Origin of the sequence: Treponema pectinovorum (assembly GCF_900497595.1) — a bacterium.
GTDB classification, from domain to species: domain Bacteria; phylum Spirochaetota; class Spirochaetia; order Treponematales; family Treponemataceae; genus Treponema_D; species Treponema_D pectinovorum.
In genome coordinates, this window is the sequence record NZ_UFQO01000002.1 from 196,481 (window position 1) to 214,254 (window position 17,774).

The following is a 17,774-nucleotide window of genomic DNA, read 5'->3' on the forward strand; positions in this document are numbered from 1 at the left end:
GTATTTTGACAAACTCATTTATCATTTATTAGGACTAAAAATGTTAGAAGAAGAAAAAACACCAGAAGGTGGAACTGTAATAAAAATTCCCATTGAGGACGAAGTAAAACAAGCCTACATAGATTATTCGATGTCTGTAATTGTTCAGAGAGCGTTACCAGATATTCGCGACGGTTTAAAACCTGTTCACAGAAGAATAATGTATGCGATGGACAAGTTGAATCTTTCCAGCGGTGGAAAGACAAAAAAATGTGCAACTATAGTCGGCGAAGTTTTGGGTCATTATCATCCTCATGGAGATGCTTCGGTTTATGATGCTTTGGTTCGTCTTGGGCAGGATTTTGCGCAACGTTATACGACTGTAACTCCTCAGGGTAACTTTGGTACTATAGCAGGCGACCCTCCAGCAGCGTATCGTTATACAGAAGCAAAGATGTCAAAGATAACCGAAGAAATGACGGCAGATATAAGCAAAGAAACTGTCGATATGGTTTCAAACTTTGACGACACAACCGTTGAGCCTTCTGTTCTACCTGGAAAATTTCCTTTTTTGCTTTGTAACGGAACAACAGGAATTGCTGTTGGAATGGCAACAAATATGCCAACACACAACTTAAGAGAAGTTGCTGGAGCAATTTGTGCTTATATCGATAATCCTGAAATTTCCATAGAAGAATTGATGAATTACATAAAAGGTCCTGATTTTCCAACTGGTGGTGTTATCTATGGACGCGAAGGAATAAAACGAGCTTATAGAACAGGACGCGGAAAGATAACAATTCGTTCAAAATTCAATATAGAAACCGACAAGCGCGGACACGAAAAAATTGTATTTACAGAAGTTCCGTATGGAGTAAATACGACAAACATAATAAAACGCATAAACGAATTAAAAGACAACAAAGTTATAGAAGGAATTGCTGACGCAAATGATGAAACTTCTGACAGAGTTGGAATGCGTCTTGTTGTGGACTTAAAAAAGAATGCGATAACAAAAATCGTCCTGAATCAACTTTTTGCAAAAACCGATTTGCAATCAAATTTTGGCGTTATAAATCTTGCCTTAGTTCCTGTTAAAAAAGAATCTGGACTTCGGTATGACGAAGAACAATTAAAACTTCCAGAGGTTTATTTAAAGCCTCAGATATTAACTTTAAAACAACTTGTTCAATACTTTGTTGAACATCGCGATGAAGTTATAACTCGTAGAACGATATACGATTTAAAAATTGCAAAACATAAGATGCATATTTTGCAAGCGTTGATAACTGCAATCAATAATATCGACGAAGTCATAAAAATAATAAAATCAAGTCGCGATACAGAAGAAGCAAAGTTGCGCCTTGAACATAGATTCAATTTTGACGATGAGCAGGCACAGGCCATTGTTGATATGCCACTTAAACGCCTTACTCATCTGCTTGTTGAAGATTTAGAAAATCAGATAAAAGAACTACAGGAGTTGATAGATCACCTGGAAGATTTGCTTGCTCACCACGAAAAAATTCTTGAATTGATAAAAACAGAAACAAACGAAATTGCGGATAAATTTGGTGATGAGCGCAAAACCGATATTGTTGCGGACGAAGTTGAACAGATAAACACAGAAGATATGATAAAAGAAGAAGAAGTCGTTGTCATGATTTCTAAACTTGGTTACATAAAAAGAGTGGCGCTCACTCAATATAAAGCTCAAAGCAGAGGCGGAAAAGGAAGTTTGAGTGCGACTTTGGTCGAAGACGATTATGTAAATCAGATTTTTACTGCGACGACAAAATCTTATATCACTTTCTTAACAAATGCAGGAAAAGTTTATTGGATAAAAGTTCATGAAATTCCAGAAGCGAGCAGGGCAAGTCGAGGCTCGAGCGTAAAAACTTTGATTCAGCTTAGCCCGGATGAAGAAATTTCGACGATTGTAACGATGAAAGATTACAGCGAAACTTCTTATATTTTTATGGCAACTGCAAACGGAATTGTGAAAAAATGTAAAACAACAGAATTTGCAAATGCAAAAACACGCGGTGTGATTGGAATAAAATTGCGTGATGCAGATAAACTTGTTTCTGCGATGGCAACTTCTGGTAAAGACGACATAATGTTAATAACAAGAAGGGGACAGGCTCTTAGAATGACAGAAAGTGGAATTCGCCCAATGGGTAGAGCAAGTTCTGGAATTACAGGAATTAGACTTTCTTCTGGCGATGAACTTGCAGCCGCACTCAGAGTTGAAGAAAATATGGATGCTCTCATCATAACAGAAAAAGGTGTTGGAAAACGCGTTGACTTTGATGAATTTGGAAATCACGGTAGAGGCACTGGTGGGCAGAGAATTTTTGGAAACATCGAAAACAAGGGCGAGATTATTGGAGCCGTTGCCGTTTCTGAAAAAGACGAAGTAATCTGTATGACAGGTCAGGGTAAAACTCTTAGAGTTGCAGCGTCTACAATTTCTAAACAAGGTAGAGCTTCTACAGGAACAAGGGTAATAAATATTGAAGAACCTGATTATGTAGTTGGATTTGACAAAGTTGCAAATGAAGATGAAGAAAAATAAACTTGACTAATTCTTTGTATTATAAAGAATTAAACCACACTAAAGATTTTAGAGATTTTCTTTTTTAAAAGATAAAAAAGTTAATAATTGTTAATTTTTTTTCGTTTTTTACTGACAAATGTTTATTATTAAAATATAATGAAACGTGTGAGGGGATATTAATCACTAAATGATCTTTTAAGACGAAAGTCTAGTGCGATCAAATGACCATCAGGTAAGCCAGAGATTAAACTCTGGCTTTTTTTATTTATTTTTCGTTACAATGATTTTATAGATTTCTTAAAATGAATATAAGCACCTTGCTTGTGGATAACTTGTTTAAAACTAAATTCTGAAAATTCGTGAAATTTGTGAAAATTTGCTAATTTCTTATCTTAAAAGAATTTAGAGTATTTTTGATTTTTTAAAATTTTTATACTTAATGTTGATTACCTGTGGATAAGTTTTGCGGATAAAACGCTATTGTCGTATTGATGGTTTTTAATCTGATGTTTCATGAGAAACATCAGACTTGTTAATATTGATACAAGTTTTTTTCAAAAAAAATAATTTTTGCATTATAAAACCTATTGTTTTTTGTTTCATGAGAAACTTCCTATTATTATATTTTAGAAAAACAAACCAATACAGTAGTGTTTCACGAGAAACTTTTTATTTGTTTTCTTAGTTGATGAATTTTATATGTGTATTTTTTTTTTAAGATGAATAGGTGAGCACTAATGAAAGATTTTTTTATTGCACATAAAACACCTTCTGTGTATATATTTTTTAGAAACTTTGTAACTTTTTTGTTTAATGTTTCATGAGAAACATTTCTTTATAAATCTTTTTTATGTATTTTAAACTTACTTTCGTTAGTCAGTTTAAATGCTTTTTAAATGACGACTGTTCGTCATTTAAAAATGGCTTGTTTTATAAAAGGTATTTGTAGAAAATTGCGTTTTATTAAAATTGCTTTTTGGTTAATGAAAATAAGATTTGTTTTTATCAACGTTTTTTAATTAAAAGTTTGTTGTTTTGTAAAACGGCCGGAATTGTTTTTTTAATTGCATATTCGTGTGCTGCTTTAGAAAAATGTCTTTGATTGCTTTAATCAGCAGTTTTTCAAAACTGCCGATACTTATTGTAAATCGCACCTCCTGTGCGACTAAGCGGCAAAGTCTATTTGTAGCCTCATTATCTACCTGCGAGCTTACAACGGCAAGGGATTGGAGAGGTGAGCGTAGCGAAAACAAATGCCTAGTGAATTGTTGCGCATTTTACAATGATTGTGTTTTTGATTTTTGTTGTGGATTTTTTATAAATGTAAGGCATTTGTTCGTAGGCGAAAGCCGTAGCCTCGCAAAGCCCGATTTTTGCAAAACGCAGTGGAGCAAAAAGCCGCCCAAAATAAAATTAAATAAACCGATTTTTTTTCTTATTTTAACTTTAATCTAAAAAGTTTTGATGCCCTTGCTTTATTCCAGAGTTCTTTTCGTTTTTGAGGGAGGGTTTCTATGCTGTCGGGAGTAAAACCGAGACTTTCGAACCAGTCTGCTGTCTGCGTCGTCAATATAAAAACGCTTTCTAAGTTTATTGTCTTTGCTTTTTCGATGAGATATTCAATCATTTTTGGACCGATTCCGATGTGCGCATAATTTTTGTCTACGGCAACGGCTGCTATTTCCGCCTGAGCTCTGTCGTATATGTGTAGGGCGGAACAGGCTCGTATTGCTCCGTCTATTTCGTAGATTATGTAGTCGTTGTATTCGGTTTCTAATTGTTGTTCTGTTCGTGGAAGTAAAAATCCTTCAAATACAAAGGGTCGAATCAAAGCGAGAACTTGAGAAACATCTTCTCTTCGCATTGGACGAATTTTTCCGTAATTTGAAGAATAAATCATTGTTCCAGAGCCTAAGTTGCTGAATATTTCGCAGGGAAGCGTGCCTTCCATAAATCCATTTAAAATGTGCGTTCTTGCAACCCCTTCTGTGCAGGCGATTTTTGAAAGGTGCAAGATTGAAAGGATATTTTTTTTGACTTCTAAATTTTCTTGATTGGTCGAATTAGATTTTTGTTCATTTTGATTTTTTAAAATAAATTCGTCTAATTCTTCGATATTCATTGCTGGAATATGGCCTTCTGGAGAAAGTCCTATATCTTTTGGAACGATAAAATATTTTTGTGTGAGTTCTGCATCTGGAATAAGGAAAAATAGTTTGTCTGCTTTTAAATGCATTGCAAGTTGGCTTGCAAGTTGTCTGGAAGAAATATTGTACGGTTTTCCACTTAAACTCCAGCCTATGCATGGGAAAATCGGAATAAAACCGTTTTTCAAAACGGTGCTTAAACTTGAATCGTCTATCTTGTCTATTTCTCCTGCGCAGCCGTAATCTATTCCTTGTATTACACCTTTTCCGCGAGCTCTTATCCAGTTGCCGATTACTGCGGTTATGTGTTCTCCTGCAAAGCTTGTCATAACATTATTTGCAACTTCAAAGGCCGCAGTTTTTATTAAGCTCATAGCATTTTGGTCTGTTATTCTGTTGCCGTTGTGAATTTGCCACTGTATTGAATTTTGAGAGAGAATTTTGTCGATTCGATTGTGTGCGCCTGGAACTATTAAAACTTTTAAACCTGCCTGTTTTATTAAACTTATATCGTGTATGTGTCCTGAAAAAAATGGCGAATCGATTATTCTGTCGTCGATATAAATTACAACTGTTGCATCATTAAAACGTTTGATATAGCGAATTACATCTCTTATGCTTTCTGCTTTTGCTTGAATTGATTTTTCTATTTGTGTCATTTTTTTTCCTCGCTATTTCTTATTGAATATATGCATCCACAGTAATCTTGTCGCCACAGATTGTATTCATTGCTTAGCTGGGTGCTCCTTAAATAGCCACCATTCTTTTTAAAATCCGAAGGAAGAAATTTAGTTTTTATAGAATTTTCTTTTTTTGAAGATTCAAGATTTCTTCCAATTTCGTTTATCATTTCGCTGTCTTTATGAGGACTTATGCTTAGAGTTGTTGTAAACCAGTCAAACTTATTTTTGCAGGCAAAGTTCCAAGACCTTTCCATCCGCAGTTTGTAGCATCTTCTACAGCGTTCTCCTTTTTCTGCTTCTGTTTGAAGATTTGGTTCGTTTAGAACATTTGTTGCCTTAAAATAATCTTTAGGTTCGTAATTATCGACGATTAACTTTACCTGATTTTTTAGGGCTTCTGGAAAAATCGAAAGGAATTTTTTTAATTCCTCAAGGCGTCTTTCATATTCTGCTTGAGGATAAATATTTGGATTGTAATAGTAAATTGTTATGTCAAAAATCGAAGCGAGATATTCTATGACATAACTGCTACATGGACCACAGCAAGCGTGCAACAAAAGGGAAGGTTTTTTTGGAGAAAGGTCTTTAGAAAAAGATGAAATGATTTTTTCGAGTTCTTTTTGATAATTTATTTTTGTCATAGGAATTTTACTTTTAAATTATCGAGTAACGTTTAAAAATGGTTAGCAAAAAAAAGAGTCGCAGATAAAACTTACCAGCGACCCATGCCCAATAAACAGATTCTAAAAAGAACGTGATTTTTTAGTTTGGTAAGACCCACGAATTTTTACTGCTTATTAAACTTCTTGAATGTTAATAGAAAAAATGCATTTTGAAAGTGAACTTGTTGGGTCTTAAGAAAATTATAACCAAGTAGTTGTGGCTTTACGCTTTTAAAAGCAATTTTTCGTATTTTCTGTCTTGAGTTTTTTCTGCTTGTTTGTAGAAGATTGCTACATTTCCTATTATGCGAACTAAAGTCGAATCCGTTTTTTCTTCCAAGTCTTTGCTCAAATCCGATTTTTCTTCTTTAAAATCGTTAAATCTTACTTTTATTATTTCATGAGTTTTTGCAATATTTTGGAATTGGTTAATCTGTTCTTCGCTTAAACCTGAACCTCCGATTATCATCAATGCGGACATTGGTTGAGCTGCTTTTTCGAGTAGTTTTCGCTGTTTGCTTGTTAATTCAATCATGGGCTAGATGATAACTTTTAGAAAGATAAATATCAATTTGAATTTATCAATATTTTAAAATAACCAATAAGTTGTGTATTTTGGATTTAAGAAACCAATCTACAAAACTGTTAAACGATGCCTTTCCATTATAAATTTTTATAATGAGCAAAAATGAGAGCCTTGGTCAAAGGTTAGGACAAAATGTAAGAAACAGAAGAAAGTTAAAACATCTTACGCAAGAAAAACTTTCGGAACTTAGTGGAGTTTCCATAAATACAATCAGAAATCTTGAAAACGGACGCTGGCCTTCGGAGCATACAATAACTTCTATCGCAAATGCTTTGGATGTAGAAGCAAAAATTCTTTTTGGTGGCGAGACAGACCAATTCTATCTTAGGGAAGAAGTTGAAAACAAAGTAAAGATAGCTCTAAGTTCAATTTTGGAGAATCCTCAATTTTTGACTAGCCACATTGACCCTCGCAAAAACTAATACAAAAACAGACTTTATGGACAGGTGACTTTTAATTCGATATAATTTTTCCCATTGTTTCTATATTATAGAGGAATACTATGCCAAAAATTGAAGTCAATGAAAAACTGTTTTTTAATCTCCTTGGAAAAAAATACGATTACGATACTCTCGAAAAAAAACTTACATTTGCAAAAGCTGAACTTGACGAAAAACCAGATTTGTCACAAAACGAAGATGAACGAGTTGTAAAGATTGAATTGAACGATACAAATCGTCCTGATCTTTGGTCTACTGGCGGTGTGGCCAGAGCGTTAAGAATTCATGAAGGTGCAAAGCGTTCCGATTATTCAAAATTTTTATCTAAAAAAGGAAACCTAAAAAATTGCGAAAATCGTGTAATAAATGTTGACGAAAAAATGAAAGATATTCGTCCGTTTATGGTGAGCTTTGTGATTAGCGGTAAACCGATCGATGACCCGATGCTCAAAGACATAATTCAAACTCAAGAAAAACTCTGTTGGAATTTTGGCCGCAAGCGAAAGTCTATTTCGATGGGCGTTTATAGAATGCAGGAAATCAAATGGCCGTGTTCATATAAAGCTGTTGATCCAGACAAAACTTCTTTTGTTCCTCTTTTGTGTGATTCGCCTATGACTTGCCGAAGCATACTTACAGAGCATCCTAAAGGGAAAGATTTTGGTTGGATTATAAAAGACCTTCCCCAATTTCCATTGCTAACAGATGCAAGTGACGAAGTTCTTTCTATGGCTCCTGTTATAAACTCTGCAACACTCGGTGCTGTTCAAGTTGGCGATAAAGATTTGATGGTTGAACTTACTGGCGACAATATGGAAAATCTTATGCTTGCTGCAAATATCGTTGCTTGCGACTTTTTTGATGCTGGATATGAAATTCTGCCAGCAAAAGTTATTCATCCTTATGAAACAGGGCTCGGAAAAGAAGTTGTAGCACCGTTCTTCTTCCAAACTTCGACTAAGACAACACTTTCTGCAATAAACAAAAAACTCGGTTGCGATTTGACAAAAGCACAGGTTTTGGATGCGTTGAACAGAATGGACAACGATGTTGTTGCAACAGATTTTGATGCTACAGAAAAAACTGCAAAATATTTGAAGAAAAATAAGAGCGATGTTGAATTTATTTTAACTCCTCCTCCTTATAGAAACGATTTTTTACACGAAGTTGACATTATAGAAGATGTTATGATTGGAATTGGATTGGATTATTTTAAACCTATCCGTCCTAGCGATTTTACAGTTGGTCAACTTTCGGATGTAACAGTTTTTAGCCGTAAAACAAAAGAAATTATGGTTGGACTTGGCTACCAGGAGATGATATTCAATTATCTTGGTTCTAAGCGCGACTATATCGAAAAAATGTGCGTTAGTGCGGATAACGTAATTGAGATTTCAAATCCAATGAGCGAAAATTATCAATTTGTTCGCCCGTCGATAATTGCCTCTTTATTGCGTGCAGAAAGTCAGGCAGGGCAGGCGGTATTTCCTCATAAAATTTTTGAGATTGGAAAAGTTGCCTTTTTGGATGCAAGCGAAAATACAGGAACTAAAACAATTCAATCTTTGGGATTTATGACCGCTTGCAACAATGCCAACTTTAACGATTTGGCTAGCGAAGTTAGTGCTTTGCTTTATCTTCTTGATCACAAATACGATGTAAAAGAAGTTGAAGATTCAAGATTTATTCCTGGAAGACAGGCTGCTATAATGTTAGACGGAAGACAGGTTGGCGTTTTTGGAGAAGTTCATCCACAGGTTTTGGAGAACTGGAATATAACTGTTCCTTGTGTTGCTGGCGAACTTGATATTGAAGCGTTAATGCCTAGAAAAAATTCAAAAACTTCTGAGCCAAAAAAAGCAGAAAAAACTAAAAATGAAAATTCAGCAAATTCTGCGGAAGAAAATCCTGCCGCTTATTTTAATAGCCATGTTCAGCTTATGGTCGCAAAGATTGAAAAAGTTGAATGTAATCCAGAGGGCGATAAATTATATATCGAAACTTTGGATGACGGTTCAGGAACTCCTAGAATAATTCAGTCGGGATTGCGTCCTTATTTAAAAGAAGAAGAACTTCTGGGAAAAAATGTAATAATCGCTGCAAACCTTGCTCCACGCAAAATGAAAGGTGTTGAAAGCCGAGGAATGCTTTTGGCTGCGGATTATGTTGAAGACGGAAAAGAAAAAGTTGAACTTTTGACTGCTCCGTGGGCAAAACCAGGAACTGTGATTGCACTTGAAGGTTTAGAACTTGTTGAAAAACCAGCAAAAATCGATTTTGATAAATTTGCAAAAGTTAGTTACAAAATTGAAAATCACACGGTAATCATTGCAGGAAAAAAAGCACTTGCCGACGGAAAAGAAATAAAAACCGAAAAAGCAGACAACTGCGATATTGAATAGGATTTTTGAATAGAGATTTAGGGGCTGCCAAAGAAGTTTTGCTTTAATGGCAGCTTTTTTTATAAAATACTCATTACGAAAATATTATTTAATCTTCCAATTCTTTCCACAATTCTGGAGGATTTAATTCTTTTTCTATAAGATTGCCGTTTTTATATACCAACTTTAATGAGAAAAACGGGACGGGTTTTTGCAAAAGGCGTAAGAATATTTTGTCGCCTTGCCACAGTTCTAAGGTTTCGATTTTTTTAAAAGGAACCCATTCAAGTTTGCCCTCGTCACAGTCTATCAAATTTCCTGTAAAATTGTTGGATGTGTAAAGGCACATATATTCTGCTGGCTCGTCGTCTGCGATGAATGTTACTATTGCGCGGAATTTAAAATCTTTTAGTGTTAAGCCTGTTTCTTCTTTTACTTCGCGCAAAAGGCAGTCTTCTGGACTTTCGTGGTGTTCAAAGTGTCCGCCAACTCCTATCCATTTGTCGCGATTTATGTCGTTCTTTTTTGTTATTCTGTGCAGCATTAAATACGATTTGTCTTTTTCTATATAGCAAAGGGTTGTTAATTGACTTTTCATATAGAAGATTATGCGGTAAAAATAAAATCTTTGCAAAGTATTGAATAAACCGCAACGAGTGGCTACAATGGCTTTTCAGTATGGTTGAATGCTTTGCGAAACATATTGAAATTCTCGGTGAAAAAGTTGAAGTCCATATTATTTTTGTTTGTAAAAACTGATTTCCTGTTGAAGTCAGTTTTTTTTTGCGTTAGGGGCTGTAGCGGCGGCGTAGCCGTTGGTAAGCAGTTTTGCTGCGTCCAATGGAGCGAAAGCGGAACCGCGAAAGACCCGACGGCGCTAAGTAAGTTGCGCCGGAACGCCCTTTAAATTTGCTTTTATTTGTTTAGGAGTTATAAAAATGAAAAGAGAAGACATCAAGAAAGTTTTGATTATTGGTTCTGGACCGATTGTGATTGGGCAGGCTTGCGAGTTTGACTATTCTGGAACGCAGGCTTGTAAGGCTCTTAGAGAATTGGGGTACAAAATTGTTTTGGTAAATTCTAACCCGGCAACCATTATGACCGATCCTGTTATGGCGGATGCAACCTACATTGAACCTTTAAATGTTGAGCGTTTGAGCCAAATTATTGAAAAAGAACGACCTGATGCTCTTTTGCCTAACCTTGGTGGTCAAACCGGGCTTAATATGGCGATGGAACTTAACAAGGCAGGAATTCTTGAAAAATACGGCGTAGAAGTTATTGGCGTAAATCTTGATGCGATTGAACGCGGTGAAGACCGTGAGATTTTTAAAGAAACGATGAAATCTCTTGGAATTGATACTCCTCGTTCTGATATTTGCCACACTGTTGAAGGTGCAGAAAAAATTGCAGAGTCTATAGGATTTCCTCTGGTTGTTCGCCCTGCGTATACGATGGGTGGCGCTGGAGGTGGCTTTTGCTACAACGTTGAAGAATTGAGAACGACTGTTGCAAATGGTCTTGATTTGAGCATGACTCACCAGTGTTTAATAGAAGAATCTATCCTTGGTTGGGAAGAACTTGAAGTTGAAGTTGTTAGAGATTCTAAAAATCAGATGGTTGCTATCTGTACTATAGAAAATATAGATGCAGTTGGTGTGCACACTGGGGATTCTTTTTGTGCAGCGCCGTTTATGACTATTGATAAAAGGGTTGAAGAAAAGTTAAAGGAACTGGCATTTAAAATTGTTGAATCGATTGGCGTTATTGGCGGTACAAATGTTCAGTTTGCGTATAATCCAAAACTCGACAGGATTGTTATTATAGAAATAAATCCTAGGACTTCTCGTTCTTCTGCTTTGGCTTCTAAGGCTACAGGTTTTCCTATCGCGTTGGTTTCTGCAAAATTGGCAGCAGGTCTTACCTTGGACGAAATTCCTTACTGGCGTGATGGAACTTTGGAAAAATACACGCTTGGCGGCGCTCCAGATGGCGATTATGTTGTATTGAAATTTGCTCGCTGGGCGTTTGAAAAATTCCGTGGTGCAAAAGACAGCCTTGGAACTTCTATGAAGGCCGTTGGCGAAGTTATGGCGATTGGTAAAAACTTTAAGGAAACCTTCCAGAAAGCTGTGCGTGGTTTGGAAAATGGACGTGCAGGGCTTGGTTTTGCTAAAGATTTTAATAAAAAGTCTGGCGAAGAACTTTGCGAAATGTTAAAGACTGCTTCCAGCGAACGATATTTCCAGATTTACGAGGCTTTGAGAAAAGGCGTTAGCATTGAAAAAATTGCAAGTTTGACTTATGTAAAAGAATTCTTTTTGCAGCAGATGAAAGAACTCGTTGAACTTGAAGAAGAAATATTGAAAAATCCTGGGAGACTTCCTCCTGATGAACTTTTGATAAAGGCAAAAAAGGATGGATTTAGCGATAAGTATCTTTCTAAAATTCTAAAAGTTGCAGAAAAAGATATTCGTAAAAGACGCTACGAACTTGGAATAAAAGAGGTTTGGTTACGAGTTCCTGTAAGCGGTGTAGAAAATGCCTGCTATTATTATTCAACTTACAATGCAACACTTGATAAATCGCCTGTTACCGACAACAAAAAGAAAGTTATGATTTTGGGCGGTGGACCAAACAGAATTGGGCAGGGAATTGAATTTGACTATTGCTGTTGTCATGCGGCTATGCAGTTAAAGGAGATGGGTTACGAGACTATAATTGTAAACTGTAACCCAGAAACAGTTTCTACAGATTATGACACTTCCGATAAACTCTACTTTGAACCTGTTACGACAGAAGATGTTTTGCAGATTTACGAAAAAGAAAAACCGCTTGGAGTTATTGTTCAATTTGGTGGTCAAACTCCGCTCAACATTGCTCGCGAACTTCAGGAAAATGGAGTAAATATTCTTGGCACTTCTATTGATTCTATAGATATTGCAGAAGACCGCGATTTGTTCCGTCATATGATGGAAAAATTGGAAATTCCAATGCCAGAAAGTGGAATGGCTGTTAATTTTGAAGAGGCGAGAGCGATTGCAGAAAAAATCGGTTATCCAATAATGATTCGTCCTTCGTTCGTTCTTGGCGGACGTGGAATGGAAGTTATCTATGACGAAGCAACCTTAAAAGAATATGTTGATAAGGCTGTTGGCGTTACTCCAGACCGTCCACTTTTAATCGACAGGTTCTTAAGAAATGCACTTGAATGTGAATCCGATGCACTTTGCGATAAGGAACATGTGTATATTCCTGCCGTGATGGAGCACATTGAACTTGCAGGTATTCACTCTGGCGACAGTGCCTGTGTAATTCCTCCTGTTTCAATTCCTTTGGCAAATCTTGAGACCATAAAAGAGTATACAAAAAAGATTGCAGAAAATTTGCACGTTTGCGGTTTGATGAATATGCAGTATGCGATTGAAGACGGTAAGGTTTATGTTATAGAAGCAAATCCTAGAGCGAGTCGCACAGTTCCTCTTGTTTCAAAAGTTTGCAACACTCAAATGGCTAGACTTGCAACAAGAATGATGTTGGGAGAATCGCTTGAAAGTTTAGGTCTTAAAGATAAAATTATTCCATATTTTGGTGCAAAAGAGGCTGTTCTTCCGTGGGCAAAATTCCCTGGAGTTGATCCAATTTTGGGACCAGAAATGCGCTCGACTGGAGAAGTTTTGGGACTTTCTGATACCTTTGCTTTGGCATACTACAAATCGCAGGAAGCGTCTGGCGAAGAATTACCTCACGCTCCAGCTCCTTGGGAAAACAAAAAAGTTTTGATTTCTTTGAGCGACAAAACTTCACTCAAAAATCAGGTTTTGTATATTGGAAAAGCGCTTTATAAAATGGGCTTTACTTTGGTTTGCACTCAAGGAACTGCGGACTTTTACAGAGAAAATGGCATAAAGTGCGAAGAAGTGAACAAGATTGGAGCAGGAAGACCTGATGTTGTTGATATAATAATGAATAAAGAAGTTTGCCTCGTAATCAATACTCCAAAAGCCAAGAGAAATTACGACGAAGACCGAAAGACCATTAGAAAGATATGTTTAAAATATAAAGTGCCATATATTACAACGCTTGCTGGAGCATACGCGGCTGTTCAAGGAATTGAAGCGGTTAAAAATGGCAATGGTGGTGAAGGTGGAGTAAAATCACTGCAAGAGTACCATGCTATGATGAAGTAAATTTTAAAAAGACATAGAAAACCTTTTGTAAGGCTGCCGAATTTCCGGCAGTCTTTTTTTTATCTTTATGCAACGCCACAATGGATGAGTTTTTCATTTTTATGATTTTTGGTATTATCAGAAAAAGTTAAATTTTGTTTTTATAAAAAAATTCGATATACTCTTTTATCATGGACAAAAAAAGTTTTATTTTTAAGTTCACCTTATCTTTATTCATTTTTGTTATTTTATCTTGTGACACGGTTACGCTTTCTACTCCTAAAAACGAAAACTTGGATAATTCTGCAAATATGTCTTCTTCTGTCCTAGCGCCGACTGGACTTAGTGCTTCGAACGGAGAATTTAGAAAAATCGATTTAACCTGGAATGCTGTAAAAGGCGCAAAACGATATTTTGTATTTGCAGCACAGAACCCAAGTGAACCTTTTAAACAAATTTGGGAAACTTCTTCCCTAAATTTTAGCGATGAATGTGGTTCTGGAAAAAATAAATATTACAAAGTTGTTGCCGAAAATTATGCAGGTGTAAAATCAGCATTTAGCACTTTTGTTTTGGGCTCTAGTCTTGCAAAGCCAGTTATAACTTCTATAGAAATGGAAGATGAAGGTTCTATTGCAAATGTAAACTGGTGGATGGAAAATTGCGATAAGAATACTTATCAAAATAAAATTAACTACACGCTTAATGTTTATAAAGAAGATAAAACGACTATCGTAAAAACCCTTTCATTTTCTTCTGATACAGATTATTCAGCAAAAGTTGAAGGCCTTTCTCCAAATACTTCGTATAATTTTGAAATCGAAGCCTACTGCACACAATCTCAATCTAAGTCCGAAAAAAGTGATTTGGTTGACGAAAAAACCGCTCGTGCCTTAATTCCTTCTGCCCCTAAAGATTTTGTTGCTGCAAGGGGAATAGGCGAAGATGAAATTGAACTTTCGTGGATTTTACCCGAATATGTTGATGTAAAAACTGGGACAGAAACTTACGAAAGGCATCCTCCTTATTTTAAAATTTTTAGAAAAGAAGAAGGCTCGGACGACAGCGAATACAAAGAAATCGTTTCTTATATCGGTTCTGTTTTACAAGGCGATGCAGGAAGTAAAAAATACAAATTTGACTGTTCCTCAAATTCCACGAGCGACGCAAAACTTTCCGTCGTGTGTTCTAATGATGTTCAGGCAGAAAAAAGCAATCTTTATTCGTATGTAAGCCTTTCTAAAATAACTTATAAAGACAGTTTTGAACTTAGGCGCGGCGTAAAATATTCTTATAAAATTCAAAGTTTTGTTGATGATGTTTCAAAAAGTATAAGTTCTAAAAAATCTTGTTCACAAGTGGAAGGCTGGTTAATTCCAATCGCAGATTTTAGAGCAAATAGTTTTTATACAAAAAATGAAGATTCTACAGAGTTTACAAAAATCGAAATAAAATTTGATATTAAATTTGAAAATTTTGGAGAAAGTTATTCTTATATTCTAAAAGAAACAAGAACCGATTTGGACGATGCGAATCCGATAGAAACAAAAATCGATTTTTCTTCGATTGACGAAATAAAATCTTATGTAAAAATTTTCGATTCTCCATCACAGCAAAAAGGATATTACAGATATTCTCTCTTTGTTGCCGATTTTGAAGATAAATCAAAAATATATACAAGTGTGGACTCGCTTGGAAAATTTATAGTAACCGATAATGCAAGTGGAATTCCTAAAATCGAAAATTTTACAGTTGAAGACGGTTATTCGGATAAATTTAAAATAAGTTTTTCTTATAATGCTTCTTATTCCTACAAGTTAAAATGGAAAAATATTGTTGAAAGTATCCCCAAAGATGAGCAAATTCTTGCACTTACAACCGAAAGCCTAACTATAGCATCTGGAATTGCATATTTTGAACATTCTGCTGTTAGTGGCGAAAGGCGAATTTACACGCTTGAAGCAAATAATTTGGGAATTTCTGTAGAAAAACAGGCGGAAGGAACTTTTGAAACTCTTGGAACTGCAAAAATTGAATTTCATTCGCCATTGTACGATAAAATCATTTTTTCGTGGAAACCTGTTCAAAAAGCAGATTGGTACAAAGTGCAAGCTTTTTATCAAGATGAACCTTCTAATCCTTTTACAGTAACAGAGTCGGATACAATTTTGGATTCGGATCACTTTGTTTGCACAATAGAAAAACCTTTTGGTTGGAATGACGCAAAAATTTCTGGAAAAAAAGTTCAGATAAAAGTGATTGCAAAAAATTCTTCGACGAATCAAGAAACGACTTCCCAAGAGATTTCTTCGACTTTGGGACCTGCTTTAACAGATACGGTTTTTTATTCAAGCGGAACAAATTTTATCAGCATAAAATGGAAATCTGTTGTTGGTGCAAAAGGTTATATCGTTGCTCGGGCAAGATGTTCCGATGGTACAAGCGCAAAACTTGAAAGTGTTGACACTTATTTTATAAGCGCAGATGGAGAAAAAATAAATATTGAAGGTGAAAGAGTTGACTCTGCGCGTGCAGAAGTTTTAGTTCAGGATTCGTATTTTATTCTTAAAGATAAATATGCGGAAACTTCTGCGAAAGAAACAAGTCAAATTGCTTACAAAAAAAATCAATCGAAAATATCGTGGGGACTTGAATACAAATATTGCGTAATTCCAGTTTTGAGCGAGAACGATTTTGTTTTTGAAGTTAAAAATGATTCTTCTGCAAAATTGACCGATTCTTCAAAAGTTTTGTATAAAAATCTTTCTTTTGTGAGTGCGGGAGCAACTGGTTATGGTCTTGAACTTAGAGCCTCAAAAGCGAGCGATGCTTCTAAAATCAATTTAACGTGGAAACAGCCATTTGGAGTAAAAACTGCGACAAAAACTCCTGCAATATATTGCAAAAAAAGTGGAAGTTCAGAAGAGAAATGGACTTTTGTTAAGAGTGTACTAAGTTCTACAGAAGAAATTTGCTCTACTCAAATTGAACCCAAAGAATTGACTACAGCATACGATTTTGCTGTTGTTTACAATAATTTTAGTACAACTGTTTCTATTTTTCCTTCTTTTGAAGAAAACTTAAAATCTGTTTTTGATGAAAAATATTCTTCAAAAGAAACCTTAAACAAAGGATATACGCTTGCTTTGCAAGGAATATACGCCGACTATGTTGAAGGTTTTACCGAACAAGTGTCTTGGAATCCTTACGATTTTGATTCAAGAAAAGTAGGACCTCAAAAATATGAAATTCAAGTAAAAAATATGAACAGTTCTAAAGGTTGGGTTACGATTGCGGATATTGGCGTTGACACTGCAAATTCGGACTTTGGAACAGTCGCTGATATTTCAAAATATGCAGGCGATGCAAAAATTTCTTTGGTAAAAAACGGCAACAATATTTTGCAGATAAAGCCTATTTTCGATTTAAATGGCACAAATACTTCTGGTGTTTTAAAAGTTTTACGAGATTATAAACATTACTACCGTTTGGTAGCTATGAGAAAAGTCGATGAAACCGTCGTAGAGGCAAGCGTTGGTAGCGATTTATCTGCATTTGCATATAGAAATATTACAGATGAAGAGCTCGCAAAAAGTGCTTTACTGGCTCTTTCGTATACATTTTTTATAAATGACGGCGGTAAAGAAGATTTGAGCAATGCTTCAAGTCAGTTCAAATATGGAGATGCGCATACACTTACAAGCGACAACGGCGGAAGTGCAGAGTTTAAAAAAGGCTCATATTATTGGGTTGGCAAATATATAGGAAAATATTATGCAGATTATAAATTAAAAAATTATGCTCCAATTCAATTAAATCCTAGTGGAACAAAGACGAATTTTCTTAGTCTTACGAGTGCTACGGGTTCTAGCAATACCTTTAATATGCGAGGTTTATCTGATTATTATCTTTACACATTTTTGGGAGAAAATAAGTTAGATATAAAAGCGGCAAATTCAGATTTAAAAACCGATTATGCGGCAACAATAAATTTTACAGCAAAGGATGAAAAAAACTTTACTCTTTCTATAACTCGCTCTGGTAGCACAAAAATTATTGCAAATATTTCCAACAGCGGCGAAAGAAAAAAGTGGTTTCCTATGCAGATAAATCCTGATAGCCAATATGAAATAAAGAATTCTTCTTCTGGCTGGTGGGAGGATTAGG

The 17,774-nt window shown here is 35.5% G+C and carries 9 protein-coding genes; 5 read left to right on the forward strand and 4 right to left on the reverse strand.

Going from position 1 to position 17,774, the window contains the following annotated elements; genetic code table 11:
* Positions 1-40: 40 nt before the first annotated feature.
* Complete coding sequence (gyrA, locus tag FXX65_RS03230; RefSeq protein WP_147615063.1) at positions 41-2,557, forward strand: DNA topoisomerase (ATP-hydrolyzing) subunit A; 2,517 nt, start codon at positions 41-43, stop codon at positions 2,555-2,557.
* 1,417 nt (positions 2,558-3,974) lie between these two features.
* Here gyrA and argA read toward each other — a convergent pair.
* The 3 genes from argA to FXX65_RS03245 form a co-directional block, all read right to left on the reverse strand.
* The gene (gene argA, locus FXX65_RS03235) at positions 3,975-5,345 is read right to left on the reverse strand and encodes an amino-acid N-acetyltransferase (protein ID WP_147615064.1); all 1,371 of its coding nucleotides are present in this window, start codon (positions 5,343-5,345) and stop codon (positions 3,975-3,977) included.
* Complete coding sequence (locus tag FXX65_RS03240; RefSeq protein ID WP_147615065.1) at positions 5,342-6,010, reverse strand: epoxyqueuosine reductase QueH; 669 nt, start codon at positions 6,008-6,010, stop codon at positions 5,342-5,344. Before FXX65_RS03240 ends, argA begins: the two co-directional genes overlap by 4 nt.
* 244 nt (positions 6,011-6,254) lie before the next feature.
* The gene (locus FXX65_RS03245) at positions 6,255-6,566 is read right to left on the reverse strand and encodes a YhbY family RNA-binding protein (RefSeq protein ID WP_147615066.1); all 312 of its coding nucleotides are present in this window, start codon (positions 6,564-6,566) and stop codon (positions 6,255-6,257) included.
* A gap of 143 nt (positions 6,567-6,709) precedes the next feature.
* Between FXX65_RS03245 and FXX65_RS03250 the strand changes: the two genes are divergently transcribed.
* Both FXX65_RS03250 and pheT read left to right on the forward strand, forming a co-directional pair.
* Complete coding sequence (locus tag FXX65_RS03250) at positions 6,710-7,039, forward strand: helix-turn-helix domain-containing protein (protein WP_147615067.1); 330 nt, start codon at positions 6,710-6,712, stop codon at positions 7,037-7,039.
* Between the two features lie 80 nt (positions 7,040-7,119).
* Positions 7,120-9,459: a phenylalanine--tRNA ligase subunit beta gene (pheT, locus tag FXX65_RS03255; RefSeq protein WP_147615068.1), complete on the forward strand. Its 2,340-nt coding sequence runs from the start codon at positions 7,120-7,122 to the stop codon at positions 9,457-9,459.
* A gap of 88 nt (positions 9,460-9,547) precedes the next feature.
* On the opposite strand, the gene FXX65_RS03260 is transcribed toward pheT, so the two are convergent.
* Positions 9,548-10,036, reverse strand: coding sequence for an NUDIX hydrolase (locus FXX65_RS03260; RefSeq protein ID WP_147615069.1), 489 nt, complete (start codon positions 10,034-10,036; stop codon positions 9,548-9,550).
* A gap of 340 nt (positions 10,037-10,376) precedes the next feature.
* Between FXX65_RS03260 and carB the strand changes: the two genes are divergently transcribed.
* Together carB and FXX65_RS03270 are read left to right on the forward strand one after the other, a co-directional pair.
* Entirely contained in the window at positions 10,377-13,628 is a 3,252-nt protein-coding gene (gene carB / locus FXX65_RS03265) for a carbamoyl-phosphate synthase large subunit (protein WP_147615070.1), read from the forward strand.
* 170 nt (positions 13,629-13,798) lie between these two features.
* Positions 13,799-17,773, forward strand: coding sequence for a fibronectin type III domain-containing protein (locus tag FXX65_RS03270; protein ID WP_147615071.1), 3,975 nt, complete (start codon positions 13,799-13,801; stop codon positions 17,771-17,773).
* Position 17,774: the final 1 nt, after the last annotated feature.

What these genes read in the sequence shown, in the direction of transcription:
- argA (WP_147615064.1), bottom strand. Translation starts at nt 5,345, where the DNA reads ATGACACAAATAGAAAAATCAATTCAAGCAAAAGCAGAAAGCATAAGA.
- pheT (WP_147615068.1), top strand. Translation starts at nt 7,120, where the DNA reads ATGCCAAAAATTGAAGTCAATGAAAAACTGTTTTTTAATCTCCTTGGA.
- FXX65_RS03260 (WP_147615069.1), bottom strand. Translation starts at nt 10,036, where the DNA reads ATGAAAAGTCAATTAACAACCCTTTGCTATATAGAAAAAGACAAATCG.
- gyrA (WP_147615063.1), top strand. Translation starts at nt 41, where the DNA reads ATGTTAGAAGAAGAAAAAACACCAGAAGGTGGAACTGTAATAAAAATT.
- carB (WP_147615070.1), top strand. Translation starts at nt 10,377, where the DNA reads ATGAAAAGAGAAGACATCAAGAAAGTTTTGATTATTGGTTCTGGACCG.
- FXX65_RS03245 (WP_147615066.1), bottom strand. Translation starts at nt 6,566, where the DNA reads ATGATTGAATTAACAAGCAAACAGCGAAAACTACTCGAAAAAGCAGCT.
- FXX65_RS03270 (WP_147615071.1), top strand. Translation starts at nt 13,799, where the DNA reads ATGGACAAAAAAAGTTTTATTTTTAAGTTCACCTTATCTTTATTCATT.
- FXX65_RS03250 (WP_147615067.1), top strand. Translation starts at nt 6,710, where the DNA reads ATGAGCAAAAATGAGAGCCTTGGTCAAAGGTTAGGACAAAATGTAAGA.
- FXX65_RS03240 (WP_147615065.1), bottom strand. Translation starts at nt 6,010, where the DNA reads ATGACAAAAATAAATTATCAAAAAGAACTCGAAAAAATCATTTCATCT.